Source organism: Pseudomonas sp. KH_046_2, assembly GCF_057838985.1.
The window spans coordinates 4,684,990-4,700,868 of record NZ_CM174480.1; the positions used below are offsets into that span (position 1 = coordinate 4,684,990).

General features: G+C 59.0%; 15 protein-coding genes, 4 tRNA genes and 1 pseudogene. 4 read left to right on the top strand and 16 right to left on the bottom strand.

Annotated features, from left to right (window positions below; genetic code table 11):
• Positions 1 to 102: 102 nt before the first annotated feature.
• Together AC3IX1_RS21185 and AC3IX1_RS21190 are read left to right on the top strand one after the other, a co-directional pair.
• Positions 103 to 816 carry a tetratricopeptide repeat protein gene (locus AC3IX1_RS21185; protein WP_489385696.1) on the top strand — a complete coding sequence of 238 codons (714 nt, stop codon included), beginning with the start codon at positions 103 to 105 and terminating at the stop codon, positions 814 to 816.
• 18 nt (positions 817 to 834) lie between these two features.
• Positions 835 to 1,104: a DUF3613 domain-containing protein gene (locus tag AC3IX1_RS21190; RefSeq protein ID WP_489385697.1), complete on the top strand. Its 270-nt coding sequence runs from the start codon at positions 835 to 837 to the stop codon at positions 1,102 to 1,104.
• 211 nt (positions 1,105 to 1,315) lie between these two features.
• On the opposite strand, the gene AC3IX1_RS21195 is transcribed toward AC3IX1_RS21190, so the two are convergent.
• The 9 genes from AC3IX1_RS21195 to AC3IX1_RS21235 form a co-directional block, all read right to left on the bottom strand.
• Positions 1,316 to 2,278, bottom strand: coding sequence for a type II secretion system F family protein (locus tag AC3IX1_RS21195; RefSeq protein WP_489385698.1), 963 nt, complete (start codon positions 2,276 to 2,278; stop codon positions 1,316 to 1,318).
• A 29-nt stretch (positions 2,279 to 2,307) separates the two neighbouring features.
• Positions 2,308 to 3,294, bottom strand: coding sequence for a type II secretion system F family protein (locus AC3IX1_RS21200; RefSeq protein WP_489385699.1), 987 nt, complete (start codon positions 3,292 to 3,294; stop codon positions 2,308 to 2,310).
• Positions 3,291 to 4,733: a TadA family conjugal transfer-associated ATPase gene (locus AC3IX1_RS21205; protein WP_489385700.1), complete on the bottom strand. Its 1,443-nt coding sequence runs from the start codon at positions 4,731 to 4,733 to the stop codon at positions 3,291 to 3,293. Before AC3IX1_RS21205 ends, AC3IX1_RS21200 begins: the two co-directional genes overlap by 4 nt.
• Positions 4,734 to 4,736: 3 nt before the next feature.
• Positions 4,737 to 5,957, bottom strand: coding sequence for an AAA family ATPase (locus AC3IX1_RS21210; protein WP_489385701.1), 1,221 nt, complete (start codon positions 5,955 to 5,957; stop codon positions 4,737 to 4,739).
• Positions 5,951 to 6,427 carry a pilus assembly protein TadG-related protein gene (locus AC3IX1_RS21215; RefSeq protein ID WP_489385702.1) on the bottom strand — a complete coding sequence of 159 codons (477 nt, stop codon included), beginning with the start codon at positions 6,425 to 6,427 and terminating at the stop codon, positions 5,951 to 5,953. The genes AC3IX1_RS21210 and AC3IX1_RS21215 overlap by 7 nt, the downstream gene beginning before the upstream one ends.
• 75 nt (positions 6,428 to 6,502) lie before the next feature.
• Positions 6,503 to 7,330: a Flp pilus assembly protein CpaB gene (cpaB, locus tag AC3IX1_RS21220; RefSeq protein WP_489385703.1), complete on the bottom strand. Its 828-nt coding sequence runs from the start codon at positions 7,328 to 7,330 to the stop codon at positions 6,503 to 6,505.
• A gap of 15 nt (positions 7,331 to 7,345) precedes the next feature.
• On the bottom strand, positions 7,346 to 8,674 hold the full coding sequence (locus tag AC3IX1_RS21225; protein ID WP_489385704.1) for a DUF8689 domain-containing protein: 1,329 nt from the start codon (positions 8,672 to 8,674) through the stop codon (positions 7,346 to 7,348).
• 2 nt (positions 8,675 to 8,676) lie between these two features.
• Positions 8,677 to 9,207: an A24 family peptidase gene (locus AC3IX1_RS21230; protein ID WP_489385705.1), complete on the bottom strand. Its 531-nt coding sequence runs from the start codon at positions 9,205 to 9,207 to the stop codon at positions 8,677 to 8,679.
• 28 nt (positions 9,208 to 9,235) lie between these two features.
• Complete coding sequence (locus AC3IX1_RS21235) at positions 9,236 to 9,430, bottom strand: Flp family type IVb pilin (RefSeq protein ID WP_489385706.1); 195 nt, start codon at positions 9,428 to 9,430, stop codon at positions 9,236 to 9,238.
• A gap of 409 nt (positions 9,431 to 9,839) precedes the next feature.
• Here AC3IX1_RS21235 and AC3IX1_RS21240 point away from each other — a divergent pair, with 409 nt between their 5' ends.
• On the top strand, positions 9,840 to 10,709 hold the full coding sequence (locus AC3IX1_RS21240) for an AraC family transcriptional regulator (RefSeq protein WP_489385707.1): 870 nt from the start codon (positions 9,840 to 9,842) through the stop codon (positions 10,707 to 10,709).
• A gap of 58 nt (positions 10,710 to 10,767) precedes the next feature.
• Here AC3IX1_RS21240 and AC3IX1_RS21245 read toward each other — a convergent pair.
• From AC3IX1_RS21245 to AC3IX1_RS21260, 4 genes are all read right to left on the bottom strand, one after another.
• Positions 10,768 to 10,843 (bottom strand) — tRNA-Gly (locus tag AC3IX1_RS21245).
• Between the two features lie 3 nt (positions 10,844 to 10,846).
• Positions 10,847 to 10,922, bottom strand: a tRNA-Glu gene (locus tag AC3IX1_RS21250).
• A 104-nt stretch (positions 10,923 to 11,026) separates the two neighbouring features.
• A tRNA-Gly gene (locus tag AC3IX1_RS21255) sits at positions 11,027 to 11,102 on the bottom strand.
• A gap of 2 nt (positions 11,103 to 11,104) precedes the next feature.
• Positions 11,105 to 11,180, bottom strand: a tRNA-Glu gene (locus AC3IX1_RS21260).
• Between the two features lie 384 nt (positions 11,181 to 11,564).
• On the opposite strand from AC3IX1_RS21260, the gene AC3IX1_RS21265 reads away from it, so the two are divergent.
• Positions 11,565 to 12,323, top strand: coding sequence for a hypothetical protein (locus tag AC3IX1_RS21265; RefSeq protein ID WP_489385708.1), 759 nt, complete (start codon positions 11,565 to 11,567; stop codon positions 12,321 to 12,323).
• 59 nt (positions 12,324 to 12,382) lie between these two features.
• Here AC3IX1_RS21265 and AC3IX1_RS21270 read toward each other — a convergent pair whose 3' ends face one another.
• The 3 genes and pseudogenes from AC3IX1_RS21270 to AC3IX1_RS21280 form a co-directional block, all read right to left on the bottom strand.
• Positions 12,383 to 13,264, bottom strand: coding sequence for a methyl-accepting chemotaxis protein (locus AC3IX1_RS21270; protein WP_371918222.1), 882 nt, complete (start codon positions 13,262 to 13,264; stop codon positions 12,383 to 12,385).
• Positions 13,244 to 14,347, bottom strand: a pseudogene (locus tag AC3IX1_RS21275) (HAMP domain-containing protein); the annotation flags it as partial. The pseudogene AC3IX1_RS21275 and the gene AC3IX1_RS21270, both read right to left, overlap by 21 nt.
• Before the next feature lie 108 nt (positions 14,348 to 14,455).
• The gene (locus tag AC3IX1_RS21280; RefSeq protein ID WP_489385709.1) at positions 14,456 to 15,841 is read right to left on the bottom strand and encodes an aminotransferase-like domain-containing protein; all 1,386 of its coding nucleotides are present in this window, start codon (positions 15,839 to 15,841) and stop codon (positions 14,456 to 14,458) included.
• Positions 15,842 to 15,879: the final 38 nt, after the last annotated feature.

The window sequence follows — 15,879 nt, forward strand, 5'->3', positions numbered from 1 at the left end:
ACTTGTCTCGCCCTCACGCGTAACGGTGACTTTGAACGCTTGCCGGGCCAGCTTTATTGCCATTGGCCAGGCGTTCAACGTGTTGTAGCCAGAGGACATTCGATGAAGGCAGTCATTGCCATAGCGGCGACATTAATGCTCGCAGGTTGTGCCAGCAATGGCCTGTCTTCGCGACCGGCCAGCTGTGCCAAGCCCGGTTCGGAGCAAGAACTGGCCCTGAACCTGGCCGACAACATGGCCGACGAAGGTCGTTTGTATGCCAGCCTGGCGAATCTGGAAGGCTTGCCCGATGACGTGGTCCAGGTTCGCCTGCGCAAGGCTCGAGTGCTGCGCTTGATGGGGCGTAGCGGCGACGCGCAGCCGTTGTACGAAAGCTTGCTCGGCACCTGTCTGGCGGCTGAAGGGGAACATGGCCTGGGCCAGTTGGCCGCCGCCAAAAATGACAACGCCAGCGCTGCCACTCACCTTGAGCGTGCGGTGAAGATGGCCCCCACCGACGACAGGATGCGAAATGACTTGGGGGTCGTCTACCTCAATCAGCAACGGATCCCTGAAGCACGCTTTGAGTTCATGACCGCCATGGAGCTCAAGCAGGCAAACACACTGGCGGCACTCAACATGGTGACGTTGCTGATCTATCAGGATAACTGGAAGGCGGCAGCCGAACTCGTGACCCGCGCCGACTTGAGCCCCAAGCAAGTCGTAGAGGCTCAAACCCGCGCGGAAAAACTCAAGGCCTCCGCCAAAAAAGTGGTGGCTACCGATGGGAATCGCAAGACTGAGGTAGCCGATGCCTCTACCAGTGCGAACAAGTAGAACGTACGAGGAGTCGAGATGAATACCAAACGGCTGTTGATCGTGTGCACGGCTTGCCTGTCAACCACTGCCTGGGCCATTGAGCCGGGCCCCTCTTCGCCGTACCAACAAGGCACCGAACAGTGGCTGCAGCTGCAGATTCGCGGTGTGGTTGCCTCCCCTAAACTGCAAACCGCTTCGGCCACCGAGCGTGACCTGGCCATGCAGCGCTGGCTCAATAGCTTCAACTACCCGATTCCGGAATTTTATGACCAGGATGCAGCGGGAGAAATGACCATCGGCGACTGAGACATGTCGATGGGTGATCAGCCTCTGGCGTCGTCCAGAGTAGCCTGGCTGCAAAGCCGGGCTTCATGTCGTGTGCAGGAAAGCAGTGGTCTACACATTATTCAACTCTGGCCGGATTCCCCCGGAGCAGAGGTGTAGATCCATGGCAGAAAGTGCAGATCAGGCTCGGGTGGTAAGGCCATCGCACTCGACAGCCTCCCGTTGTTTTACCTCACCCGAATGCTCTGATTACCCCGATCAGGGGAGGGCCAATGGCTACCAGAAAGAAGCTCGGCCACAGGCAGAAGATCAGCGGAAATACCAGCTTGGTACCGACTTTCGCCCCCATCTCTTCGGCGGCTTGCGTACGCCGGTCACGAAATTCATCGGCATAGATGCGCAGGGTGTCGGCCACGCTGGTGCCGAAGCGAATACTTTGCGCCAACAGGCTGACCAACCCTTGCACATCTTCCAGCCCGGTGCGCACAGCTAGTTGCTTGAGTGCTTCGGTACTGGGAATGCCGGCGCGGATTTGCGCGTTGACCAACGCCAACTCCTCCGCCAGTTCAACCTGGCTGACCGACATTTCCTCTGCCACCCGCTCGATGGTCTGCGGCAATGCCAGACCCGACTCCACGCACACCACCATCAGGTCCAGGGCATCCGGAAAGGCGGCACGCAGGTTGCCCTGCCTGGCCTGCTTGCGCTTATCGACATACAGCGCGGGCAGCAACCACCCGGCAGCAGCAGTCATTGGCACCAGCAACAACAACATATTCCCAGAAAGCCCGGAGAACATCGGCAACAACAACAGCGCAAGGCCAACCGAAATCAGTGGCAACAGCAAGCGCACCGCCCAATACATCTGTACCGCCGAGGGCGAGCGGTAACCGGCGTGCATCAACAGGGTTTGGGTGGCAGACGTCTTAGCCGCCTCAGACGAGCCAAAGCGTTGGCCGACCCGCTCCAGCAATAATTGCAGATTACCCGGCGCGTCCTGCCCGGAGACACTCCCTGAATGACCGCGTTTGATAAGCGCCAGACGACGCTGTACCGGATCCAGCAGCCCCAACACCAGCAACACCACGGTGACGGCCGCGAGCACCGCACTCAAACCGACAGCACTGACGAACAACATACGCGCCAGCTGCGCATTGCCCACCAGCTGACTGAACAACCCGAGCAAATAGTCCATGACCTGCACCTCCGCGAAACGAATACCACTCAAACCTGAATCCGGATGATTTTGCGGATCCAGAGAATCCCGAGCAACATGGCGCCGAAAGCCCCGATGATCAGCTTTTGACCTGTAGGATCATTGATCAGCACAGGCAAATAAGTGGGGGTTGTGATCAGGATCGCCGCCGCCAACACGAAGGGAATGGCCACCAGCACCCAAGCCGATATACGTCCTTCAGCCGACAAGGTTTTAATCTTGCGCTGGAAACGGAAGCGCCCGCGAATCAGGCTACTCAGACGCTCCAACACCTCGGTCAGATTACCGCCGGTCTCGCGATGAATAAGGATCGAAGTCACCAGCATCATCACCGTCATGCTGGGCATCCTCTCCAGCAGGCCGAGCATGGCCCGGCGCACATCGTTGCCATAGTTGATATCGGCGAAGGTCAGGCCGAACTCCTGAGCGACCGGCCCCTTGTGCTCCTCGGCCACCAGGCGCAGGGTTTCATTGAATGGGTGTCCGGCGCGCAAAGCGCGGCACATGGCATCCAGCGCGTCCGGCAGGCCTTCCTCGAACGCAGCGAAACGCTTACCACGGTCGCGAGAGATTTTCAGTACTGGTAACCAGAAGACCGCGAAAACCGCCACCAGCGCCATCCACCAGACTGGCGAAACCATCCAGATCAAGATACCCGCCCAGACACCCAGCACCAGCCCGAGTAGCAATACCCGATAGGCCCGGTATTCGTGCCCGGACTGCTCAATCATTTGCGTCAATGCTTCCATAAAGGGCAGTTGCTCAAGCCTGGCCTCCAGTGGCGACAAACGCGTCAGGTATTTCTGCCTCAATACCGTTTGCATGTTGGGCAAATTACTGGCTTTCTCCAGTACGTGCAGGCGGCTGCGGATGCGCTTGCGCATCTTGCCGGCCTCGCCGAATACCGGCACCGCCACGCCCTGGGACAGGAGGAAGACGGCGATAAACACCATGCCGAGGAACATCAGAATGAATTCACCGGGAACCTGGTTCATGATTGCCGTGCCTCCATCCATTCAGGTCTGAACATCGTGAGCGGCAACTCGATGCCGCGCTTGGCCAGCACATCACGGAAGGCAGGGATCATGCCGCTGGGCCGATAATCACCCAGCACTTCGCCGTTTTCGCCCACGCCATGGCGCGCGAAGGAGAAGATCTCGGTCATGGTGATGATCTCGCCTTCCATGCCGTTGATTTCCTGCACACTGACCAGACGGCGCTTGCCGTCCTCCTGGCGTTCCAGCTGGATGACCACATCGATGGCCGATGCGATCTGTTGGCGCATGGCCTTGATCGGGAAGGTCGCCCCGGTCATCGACACCATGTTCTCGACCCGCCCCAATGCATCGCGCGCGGTGTTGGCGTGGATCGTGGTCAACGAGCCGTCGTGGCCGGTGTTCATCGCAGTCAACATGTCCAGCGCCTCGACACCGCGCACTTCGCCGATCACGATGCGGTCAGGGCGCATCCGCAGGCTGTTGCGCACCAACTCCCGCTGGCTCACCTCGCCACGTCCCTCGATATTCGAAGGCCGGGTTTCCAGGCGTACCACGTGGGGCTGTTGCAACTGCAGTTCGGCCGAATCCTCGATGGTGACGATCCGCTCGTTGTGCGGGATGAAACTGGACAGCACATTGAGCATGGTGGTCTTGCCGCTGCCGGTACCGCCGGAAATCAGCACGTTCAAACGCCCACGGACAATAGCCTTGAGCAGCAGGGCAATGGCAGGGGTCAACGTCCCCACCTGGATCAGACTGTCGGTGTTGAGAAGGTCCACCGCAAAGCGCCGGATCGATATGCTCGGGCCGTCGATGGCCAGCGGCGGAATAATCGCGTTGACCCGCGAACCGTCCTTGAGCCGCGCATCCACCAAGGGCGAAGACTCGTCGATACGCCGACCCAGGCTGGAGACGATGCGGTCAATGATGTTCAGCAAATGCTGATCATCGCGAAAACGCACATCGGTGCGTTGCAGTTTGCCAAAGCGCTCGACATAGACCGAGGCAAAGCCGTTCACCAGAATGTCGGACACGCTGTGATCGGCCAGCAACGGTTCCAGAGGACCAAGACCGAGCACCTCGTCGCTGATCTGCTTGATGATCAATTGGCGACTGGACGTACTCACCGGTGCCGAATGCTCATCGAGCAGGCGCTGGCAAATATCACGAATCTGCCGCGCGGCCTCAGCCTGTTCAAGGGAGTCCAGCAAGGACAGGTCCATGACCTTGAGCAACTGCTGGTAGATCTTTTCTCGCCACTCGGCTTCCACCGGGGTGACCTGACTTTTGGTTTCGTAAAGAACGTCCGGCGTTGCACGTTCCCACGCCATTATTTCCTCTGCCGGATCCAACTGGTTGTCACCCGGCTGGTTAGCCTGCGATGGGGCGGGTTTAGCGGATTGTTTGCGCAAGCGGTTACGAAAGTCGCTGATCATGGGTCACCCCCCGAAAAAACGGTTGAAGGCGCGCTTGAGCACGCCTTTTTTACCAGCCATCTGGTTGCCGAGCAGGTCATCGGCGACGTTGCGCAAGGCAACGGTGATCGCTGCCCTCGGCGCATGCAACCCCAACGGCACGCCAGTGTTCTGACTCTGGCTGACAAGGTTGAAGTCGTTGGGTAATTTCGACAAGTTCGTGCAGCGTAGCGCCTCGCCGATATCTTTGAGGCTGACCGCTGCCGCCTTGTCATAGCGGTTGACCACTATCTGCAATTGATCCCCACGCACGCCCAGGTCTTCGCGAAGAATCCGCACCAGGGAGCTGGCATCGCGCAGATGGCTGACGCTCTGCTGCACCACCACGTACACCCGATCCACCTGCTCCAGTACGGAGCCGGTGAGGTGGTCGATTTGCCGTGGCAGATCGATCACTACCCAGTCATAGCTGGCGCGGGCCAACTGCATAAGGGTATCGAGTTGCTCAGGCTGGGCATCCTGCGGCAGACACAACTCACCGGACCGGCCACCCAGCACATGCAGGGTCGGGCTGAAGTGGCTGCAAAAACCCCGTAGCGCAACACTGTCCATGCCGTCGATCTGATGCAACACCTCCAGGTGGCTGTGGGTTTGCGCCACATCCAGGTAATGCGTCACGCTGCCAAATTGCAGGTCCATATCCAGCAACAGGGTACTGCCACCCTTCATGCTCAACTGCTGAGCCAGGTTGCAGGCCAGCATGGTGCCGCCGGATCCGCCCTTGGCGCTGATCACGGCGAGCAATTTGCCTTCTGTCCCACTGCCGGTCCGAACCTCCATGACCAGCCGATTCAAGGCGGCGACCAGTTCTGTCTCGGCGACGGGCTCCGGCAGCACGTCACGGGCGCCGGCCTGCATCGCCAGGCGCATGCCTTCCTGTTCGCTCAACAGCCCGCACACCAGCATCGGCGGACGCTCATGGGCCGGGCGCTGCAACAGCGCCGCCAGCTCCTCACGCCACAGGTGGCTGACGCGCAACAGCAGCAGATCGGGCATCCGGTCCAGACCGTAGAGCGGGTCGACATGCCCATTGCTCACCAGCCGAGTACTCACCTCCAGGCTGGGCATGCGTTGGCAAACGCTCTGCAGATCGCGCAACGACGTGGCATCACGGCTACTGATCAGCAACCTCAGCCCGGCTTTGCCGGTCGAACTGGAGAGCGGGGTATCCTTGGTATTCAGCATGGCGTGATCTCCCCGGAATCGGAATGACGCCCGAGGCTTTCGCGTGGCAAGGTTGCCCTGAATGCAGGCAAGGTAATGGACACGCCGAACCCGGGAATAAACAGATTGAAAACGAAGTTTGGCAGACTCAACTGGGCATCGCGGCTGGCCTGCAGCACGTTGTACTGATAGAGCATGCGGCCGAACTCACCGAAGGTCAGCGTATTGAGCGCGGCAGCGCGTGTCGCGTTAGCAATGGTGGGAGTGTCGACACCGCCTTCCATCTGCCGAAGGGTTTTGGCGCCACTCAGGGCGGCAGCATCTACAGCGTTCTGCAGGCGCGTTTTGCTCAGCATCATATGCCTGCCGTCCAAAGCCAACGCCGCCATCATGGCCATCGCCGCCAACGCGATCACCATCAATACACTCACCGATCCTTTCTGGCGCCTTGGCGTCGAAGTGAACGGCCGCTGAATACGAAGATTCATCATCAAGCCCTCGATTGCCAATACTGATCGGGATCGGCTCCGCCAATACCGTGGTGCCCGGGCACCTGTTGCGCCCTGTCAGCGAATTCTGACTACATTGGCTTCGATCCCGCGAATAATGGTGACGGCTCTGCCACCCTCTCCATTACCACGCTGCACTACGCGTTTTGGCTCTGTGGCGGTAGCCACCGCCATGACCGGTGTGGCAGGTGCGGCAGGTGCGGCAGGTGCGGCAGTCGCGATTTTTTTCTCGGCGTTCAGCGGGTTGCGCAAAGTCAATTGCAATTTCCCTTCCGATTGCGCCGTGACCAGGGTTTCAGCCTCTGCGGTCGTCATCTCCAGCGTCACTGCACGCACCACCACCGGTTGGGTTTTGTCGGTACCGGCAGTCTGGTCCACCGCCAACACCCGCAAATTTTCGAGGATGGTCTTGGACTCGGCGTTGTTGCCGGCACTTTCCGTGCGTTTGGTCGCCAGTACGTCGACCCGGTTACCCGGCAACAGGAATCCGCCCACGCCGACCACATCGTCCACCCGTACCGATATCGCGCGTTTGTCAGGCTCAATCAAAGAGGCCAGGGTGCTGCCCCCCAGGTGCTCGCTCAGACGCGCACCGCGCACAATGTCGCCCCGCAGAATGTCGAACGTTGCGATCTTGCCCACGGCTTTTTCGCTGGCATCGAAGGCATCGTCCGGGATTGTATCCATGGGCATGCGTACGGTCGTGACCTGCTGGGGCTCGACCTTTTGCCCGAATGGAATCTCTACCGTGGCAACCACCACGCTTCGAAGGTGGTCATCCGGGCTGGCATTGAGCCGCGCGCTCAGCCAGGAGTCGGCCATCCATGCGGCCCCAAGGCCCATGGCCAGGGAAACGCCTATCAGGGTCAGCGTACGAGAGCTCATGTCAGTATCTCCGTATCAAAGAAAGTCGAGCTGGACGAAGTAGTTGTGCCAGGCCCATTCCAACTCTTTCGGTGACAGTGGTCCGGAACCACCCATATAACGCTGGCGATCGAGCGCCATGTTCAGGAGATCGCGGGGATGGCAGGGCACCAGGGGCATGCCTTCACTTGCATACAGCCTTTGCAGCACATAACGCACCAGCAGCGGGTCATAAGAAATGCCCAGGCGCTCGCTTTCCTGACGCCAGATCTTTTCGTACTCCTCAGGCTTCAGGTAACCGAATTGCAGCTTGTAGCCAATCCGGCGAAGGAAGGCCTCATCGGCCAGCTCCAGGGGATTGAGGTTGGTGGAAAACACCAGGATCAGATCGAACGGCAGCTCGCAATGCCGTCCGCCGCCCAGGTTGAGGAAATCGCGTTTCTCTTCCATCGGGACGATCCAGCGATTCAACAGCTCGGCAGGTGCCATGCGCTGGCGCCCCATGTCGTCGATGATGAACAGGCCATTGCTGGCCTTGAGCTGCAGGGCAGCCTGGTATTGACGGGTGAAAGGGTCATAACGAACGTCCAGCTGTTCCATGCTCAACTCGCCGCCAGTGATGACGATCGGGCGTTTGCAGCACAGCAGTCGACGGTCGATGCCTTCATTGAGCATCAGAGTGTTCTGTTGAACATTATCATCGAGCCGCTGGTGCACCTGCGGGTCATAGATCTCGATCACCGACTCGTTGATCACGATGGCATGAGGGACCCAGATGGCCTCGGCGAACAGACGGATCAGCCGGCTGCTGACATAAGTCTTGCCAGTACCCGCCGGGCCATAAATCATGATCGCGCGCCCGGAGTTCATCGCCACACCCAACTGATCGAGCATCTCCTCCGTGAGCACTACGCCAGCCAGGGCATTGCGCATATCGTTGGCGTTGATGCGACCATGGTGAATGGTCTGCAGTTTGATCAGGGAGCGGTAGGTACTCACCGGGAACGGTGCCGCACCGATATAGCCACTGCGCGACAGGGCATCGCGGGCGGCACTGCGGCCACGTTCGGTCAGACCATAACGCAGCATCTGCCCGCCCGTTTGACTCGCCTGGCCAAGCACTTCGACACGGCCATCCTTGCGCAGAAACGCCAGGACCTCTTCAAGTACCGCGCCGGTCAGCGCCAGGCGCTCCACCAGCCGCGACATGTCCAGCACACCGGCATCAAACAAATGCTTGCACACCAACTCACCGAGAAAACTGTCGGTCAAACCGGTTTCGCGGATTGTGCACGGCTGAGGAGCCAGTCGTTGCACCGCTTCCCGCTCATTCGGGAAGGCATCAGTATCAACCATGACGTGCATGACTAATCTCCCAACCCACTGGCAACGAGTTGCCAGTAGATGCTGCCCAGCGTGCCGAGCAAAATTGCAACCGCGTAAGGAAAGGGCTTGCCGGCCGCCTCGTCCGCACTCGGCGCCAGGTAGGCCCGAGCCTTCAGAATCAGCCAATAACGCCCCAGGGTTTGAAACATCTGACCGTGCACCAGCACAATCAGAAAACCGCACAGGCTGCCGAATACCAGGCTGTATAGCGCGGCCCACAATGCGTAATGAACCGGCAGGAAACTGCCAACCATGGCCATCAACTTGACGTCACCGGCGGCCATGCCACCCACGACATACATGGGCAGAAACAGCGCAAAACAGATCAGGATGCCCAACAGGCCGTCACCCAACCCGCTTAACCCACCTGAATAAGTCTGGCCGGCCAATCCCAATGCCAGACCCACGAGGATCAGCAGGTTGGGAATGCGGTGGCGACGAATATCGCTCACCACCGCTACGCCCAGCAGCCCTATCAGCAACCCAGTAACCACCAGCTGCTCGATGGACATCAAATCCCCCCCCTGTCGGAAATTATTGTTACCGGCAATTGCCACCACCAACGGCGTTACACAACGCCGTGATTCGGGTATGTACGTTCGTTCCGAGGTCGGTGAACGCGAAGGCAACAGCTGCCGTAATCAACCCTCCCGCTACCGCATACTCAACAATGGTCAGACCATCTTCGTCTTTGACGAACTTCACTACCGAAGCCTTGATTGTTTGCATGATCATTTTGCCCACCTCACTCGAATGTTGTTTTTTCTGAGGCAGTACTTTCTGCGCTGCCTGATGCAACCCTAGTCAGGGTGCAGGCATAGGCGTTAGGAAGATTTTGCACATCGTTAGGACTTTTTTGCGGAGCGGCCAAATACGCAGCATTGGCCTTAGCGGAAGTAACGGGAGGGGTAAACAAGGCACTGAAACGCAAAGGCAATTGTCATTGATTCACAAGCGACAGGCGGTTCAACCCGGGTTTGTCGAAGACACACCAACAAACACTCGCCCGGGGCTGCCCTCCAAGTAACCCATAGAGCGAAAAGAACTAAAAATCGTCTTTCCTATCAGGATTAAATCTGCAAAGTGATGGCACCTTGGCAATACTCCTTAGCGAGAGAGTCACCAAGAACCCCAGAGTAGAGACATGACGTCCAATTTGACCAAAAGGCCATCGCTCCTGTGGTTCGATCTGACTCATGATCGGTCCACGAAAGAACTCGTCGTGCAGTTCGAGGACACCTGCGACTGCAAACTGGCGAAAAACTCCGTGTTGCCCATCACGGAACCGGCAGACATGATCTGCGTCCATTTTGATCGCCCCGACACTCCAGGCTTGAAGCTATTGCTGGAGATCAAACGCACCACCCCCAGCATCCCGATCACCATGTTCACCGTGCAGCACTCGGAGGAACTGGCTGTATGGGCCATGCGCTCCAGCGTCTGGGAATACATGGTGCTCCCGCTCTCGACCACCGAGAGGAAGCGTTACCTGACGGCGGTGGTGCAGCTCTGCGAGCTGCGCCGAAATGCCAACGGCCAGGGCAAGTCATCGCAAATCGACCACGCCCCAACCCTGCCGGACAGCATCCGGCGGACCTCAGGACACCAAAAACACCAGGCGCTGAGCAATGTCATGCTGTACATCGAACAGCACTTTCGAGACAGCATCGATCAGAGGGAATTGGCGCAGCGCTGCGGCATGACGACATTTCGCTTCAGCCGCCTGTTCAAGGAAGCCAATGGGCTTGGCTTCACGGATTACATCCTGGACAAGCGCATGAACTTCGCCAAAGACCTGCTCGACAACAGCCAGATGCCTATTACCAGCATCGGCTATGAAGCCGGCTTCAAGGATCCTTCCTACTTCGCCCGTGCCTTCAAGCAGTTCGCAAATTGCACGCCCAGCGAATACCGCCTGGCACGCCAACTCAAAGCGGCTGCCGCTGCGCAACAGGTGCAGGATGAGAAAACCACTGATGCGCTCGAAAGCCTGGTACAAACCCTCAGCGGTTGATCCGGTTTTTTACGCGCAAACAAAAACGCCGCTCAATGAGCGGCGTTTTCGTTAAATATGGAGCGGGAAACGAGACTCGAACTCGCGACCCCGACCTTGGCAAGGTCGTGCTCTACCAACTGAGCTATTCCCGCAAATGGCGTCCCCTAGGGGACTCGAACCCCTGTTACCGCCGTGAAAGGGCGGTGTCCTAGGCCACTAGACGAAGGGGACACGCTACCCGGAACACATGGTGTGTGTTTCGGTGTCCAGAGCCGCATCCGAAGACTTGGTTCTGGTTTCACTCAGCCCTGCCCGAAAGCAACGCTGTTTAAAATTGGAGCGGGAAACGAGACTCGAACTCGCGACCCCGACCTTGGCAAGGTCGTGCTCTACCAACTGAGCTATTCCCGCATTGGCGTCCCCTAGGGGACTCGAACCCCTGTTACCGCCGTGAAAGGGCGGTGTCCTAGGCCACTAGACGAAGGGGACACACGTACAACATTCACTCCCTGCTTCGTTTCGCTGTGTGCTTTACGCTGCAAGTGGCGCGCATTCTATGGATGGATTGAGAGGTCGTCAACCCCCTGATATAAATTTATTTAAATCAATGACTTCGCCCTGCTTTTGGGAGCCATTGCGGTTTTTCCGCTGCCCGGCGATTGACGCCTATATTCTGGCACCCGCCAAGACGTTATAGTCCACCCGGTGATGGCAATCTGTATATCAAGTGCCATCATTTATAGATGCGGGGCTCCGGCCGATATAAGTACAAGCATGTCCGATCCAACCCGTCGTGCGGGCCTGGGCGCTCAAATGCCAAGCCACAGACTCGCATGCGTAACCTATAAAGAGGTCTTACCGGTGACGCCACTCATGATCACCCTGCTAGTCGTAGCCGGGATCGCACTGTTGATCGCCATTGGCTACATGAACCATGTGGTGGAAAACAACAAGCTGGAAAAGGCCCGTACCAAGATTGAGCTCAACGATCGCCTGCGACGCTGCGGCGAAATCACCGAGACGTTCCCCGGCCAACTGATGACCCCGGCACTCAAGCTGCTGTTGGCCCGCCTGGAACTGAACGTCTGCCAGCGCCTGCTCAACCTGGAAAAATCCAGCGCCAACCTCAAGGCTCGGATCGCCGAACTGGAGGCCCTTGTCGGCCAGGGTGAGTCCATCCCGGTCAACAACCCGCCAGCACCGATCCAGACCGAAGCCAAGGCCAAGGATGTACGCTTCCTGCTCGAAGCCCTGCACGGCCAGATTACCCGCGCGGCACAGGACGGCTTCCTGCCCCCCAACGAAGCCAAGCGTTGGATTCGTGAAGTGCGCCACATCCTGGTGCTGCTGCACATCGAGTTCTTCAACAACCTCGGCCAGCATTCCCTGCAACAGAACCAGCCCGGGCAGGCCCGCCTGGCATTCGAGCGCGGCGTGCAGTACCTGCGTAAACAACAGGAACCACAGATCTACGCCGAGCAGCTGGAGTATCTGGAAAAACTCCTGGCCCGGGCCAACGACCAGGTCATGGATCGCATCGCGCCGGTCGAAGGCGAGGTCAACCAGTTGACCGAAGGCCTCAAGGTCGTCGAGGCTGACGCGGACTGGAAGAAGAAAGTGATCTACGACTGATCATCGAAAACTCAAAAGCCACCGAGAGGTGGCTTTTTTGGCTCTGGCCGAAGATCATTTCAAAGCCTGAAATGCCCCACCATCCCCTTCAGTTCAACCCCCAGTTGTGCCAGCTGAATACTCGACGCTGCATTGCCCTGCATCGCCAGCGATGACTGATCGGCACTGGCGCGAATACTGGTGACACTTCGATTGATCTCCTCGGCCACCGAGCTCTGTTCCTCGGCCGCCGCGGCGATCTGCTGGTTCATCTGCTGGATCAACGACACCGCCGCCGCAATACTGCCCAGCGCACTCTCGGTCTGCAAGGCATCGCTGACCGCCAGCTTCACCAGCTCGCCACTGCTCTGGATCTGCTGCACCGACGACTGCGCCGCCAAGCGTAAAGCACTGACCAGGCGTTCGATTTCCTCGGTCGATTGCTGGGTTCGCTTGGCCAGCGCACGCACTTCATCGGCCACCACCGCAAAGCCCCTGCCCTGCTCGCCGGCCCGGGCCGCCTCGATCGCCGCGTTCAATGCCAGCAGGTTGGTCTGCTCCGCCACGCTTTTGATCACACTCAAAACCGTGCCGATGTTCTGGATTTCCGCACTCAGGCTTTCGATGCTCGAACTGGCCGAGGTGGCCGAGTCCGCCAATTGCTCGATCCGCGCCATGCTCTGGCGCACCACCTGCTGACCACTTTCAACCTTGCCGTCAGCCGTTTGCGCGGCCAGCGCCGCCTCCTCTGCATTGCGCGCGACATCATGCACCGTGGCCGTCATCTGATTCATCGCGGTGGCGACCTGTTCGGTTTCCTCCTTCTGCGTGCTGACTTCGAGATTGGTCTGTTCAGTCACCGCCGACAACGATTGGGCCGAAGTCGCCAACTGCTCGATACCCGACTGCAAGCCGCTGACTATATGGCTGAGCCCCGCGCCCATCTGCTGCATTGCCTGCATCAACTGGCCGATTTCGTCACGGCGGGTCACATCAATGGTCGCACTCAAATCCCCCGAGGCAATCTGCTGCGCCACCTGAATCACGCGGCGCAGCGGTGCCACGATCAACCGGGTGATGAACCACGCGGCAACCAGCCCGACCAGCAAGGCCAGGGCGGAAGAGCCAATGATCAGCAGCGAGTTCTTTTTCAGTTCGGCCTGCATCGCCAGGTCTTGCGCGACATAAGCCTGATCCACCCGCTCGACCACTTGGGCGGCGCGCTGGTGCAATTGTTGATAGACGGTTTTTTCCTGTTCCAGCAGGCCGGTGTACTCGGCGAGCTTGTCACTGAAACTGGCGATATGGCCTGTCACCTCATTGAGGACGGTCTGGTAACCCTCATCCTTGACCGTGGTCTTGAGCTGCTCGGCCTGGACCAATGCCTGGCTGGCCTGTTCGATCTTGCCCTGCCCGGCGCTGTCGTCACCTTTGCGGCTTTGATCCAGACGCACGCGAGCTTCATTCATGGCTTGCAGCATCAAGTGTGAAACCTGACTGACCTGGCTGGCCTGCTCGATGAATTGCGCACCGTCCTTGCCTTCGGACTCTTTCAGCGTATAGGCGCCGTCATCGGCGAGCCCGGATTGCAATACATCAAGGTTATTGGCCACGCTGGACACCGACCAACTGGCCATTTCCAGCGCCAGGTCCTTGGCCTGGGTGAGCGAGACAAACTCGTCGAAGGCCTTGCGATAGGCCCCCAGGGACTGTTCGACATCGTTCATCACCGGCACGTTGGCCGCAGACGCGGCCTTGAGCTGACCGGCCAAGGCAATCAAGCCATCGACGCCCTCGTGCAGGGCATCGACGGTTTTCGGATTGCCGTGCAAGGCGTACTCCTGCTCCAGCAGCCGCACCTTGAGCAAACCGCTGTTGAGCGATGACATTTTCTTGAGCCCGTCGAAGCGCTGGCTGATGGTTTGCAGGGACCAAACGCCAATGCCCGCCACCAGCGCAGTCAACAACAGCACCAGGACAAACCCGACACCCAGTTTTTTCGCCATACCGAGGTTGGCAAAACGTCCTTGCACGGCCGAATTCATTGCACTTAGTCCCCTGCCAAAGTCTGTAGACGCAGATTCGCAACGGGCCGGTAGCAACACAAGGCTCTGGCGCCGGAATAGTGGCAAAAAGCTACGCCAGCGTCGTTTTCAGAACGCTTGAGGTCGATCCCGGGCAGTGGCCTGAAAGAACGCCCGGGCACGCGGGTCGCAGGCATAAGCCACATTGATGCGCTGCCAGTCACTGGCCTCACCCGAGGGGTTGAAGGCGGTTTTCGATGACAGCAGCACACCCAGGCGCCGTGCCTGGGTCCGCACCTGATCGTAGTCGGACATTCGTGATCGCGCCCAGATGAACAGGCCTCCTGCCGGCTTGCCGAAAACCTCCCATTCGGCATCTTCGAGCAATTGCAGCACCACCAGCCGGTCGCTGTTCAAGCGTTGGCGCTGACGCTGCACCAGTTTGCCGTAGGCACCGTTAGCCAACAGGCACGCCAGCACCGACTCGCAAAATCGTGAGACGCCCATGCCTGTGATCATCTTGACCTCGGCCAGGCGCGTAATGATTTCAGATTCGGCCACCACGAATCCGACCCGCAAGGAACTGCTGAGGGTCTTGGAAAAGCTGCCTACGTAGATCACGTTTTGGTCCAGCGCAGCCAGTCGCGTACCGGAACCGCCGTGCAAATCCGCATAGACGTCGTCTTCGATCAGCAGCAGGCCAAAGGTCTTGGCCAACTGCAGCACGCGGCGCGCCACCACCGGTGCAAGGCTGCTGCCGGTCGGGTTGTGATAGAAGCTATTGATGATCAGCCCTTGGGGCCGGTGTTTGACCAGCACCGATTCGAGCACGTCCACGTCCGGCCCGCGCGGTGTTCGCGGCACCTCGACCATGTGGATGCCATGCAGCCTGAGCAGATCGAACAACATCGGATAACCGGGACTTTCCACAACCACACAGTCACCGGCCTTGAACAGTGTCCGCACAATCAGGTCGAGCCCCTGACTGGCACCCGCCGTGATCATCATCCGGTTGTCCTGCACCGGGATATCCAGCGGCCTGAGGCGCTTGAATATCTGTTGTCGCAAGGCTGGCAAACCCAGCGGCGTGCTGTAGTTGAACAGGCTGACCGTATCGGTACGACTGACTTGCCGAATCGCGTAAATCAGATCGTCTGTCTCGCGCCAGCTTTCAGGCAGCCCGCCACAGCCCAGCCTCAACTCACTCGAAAAAGGCCCTTGCCCGGGCTCAGCCCCCTCGAACCACACCGACTCGTGTTTTGCGCCCGCGGTCAATGCCGGGTCGGCAACCGTATAGCCGGCCCCATGACCTGACACCAGCATCCCCTGCGTCACCAGGCGTTCACAGGCCTGGGCGACGCTTACCTGACTGAGCAAATTGATCCGCGCGATCTGTCGCACCGATGGCAGGCGCGTACCGGGCGATACTCCGCTGGAATGAAGCCAGCAGGTCAGCGCGTCAACAATTTGCTGTACGACGGGCACCAGCGCCTGTCGGTCGATTCTCAAGTCCATGAGCAAGCAAACTCCTGTTGATTTTTGCGAGAAGCAGT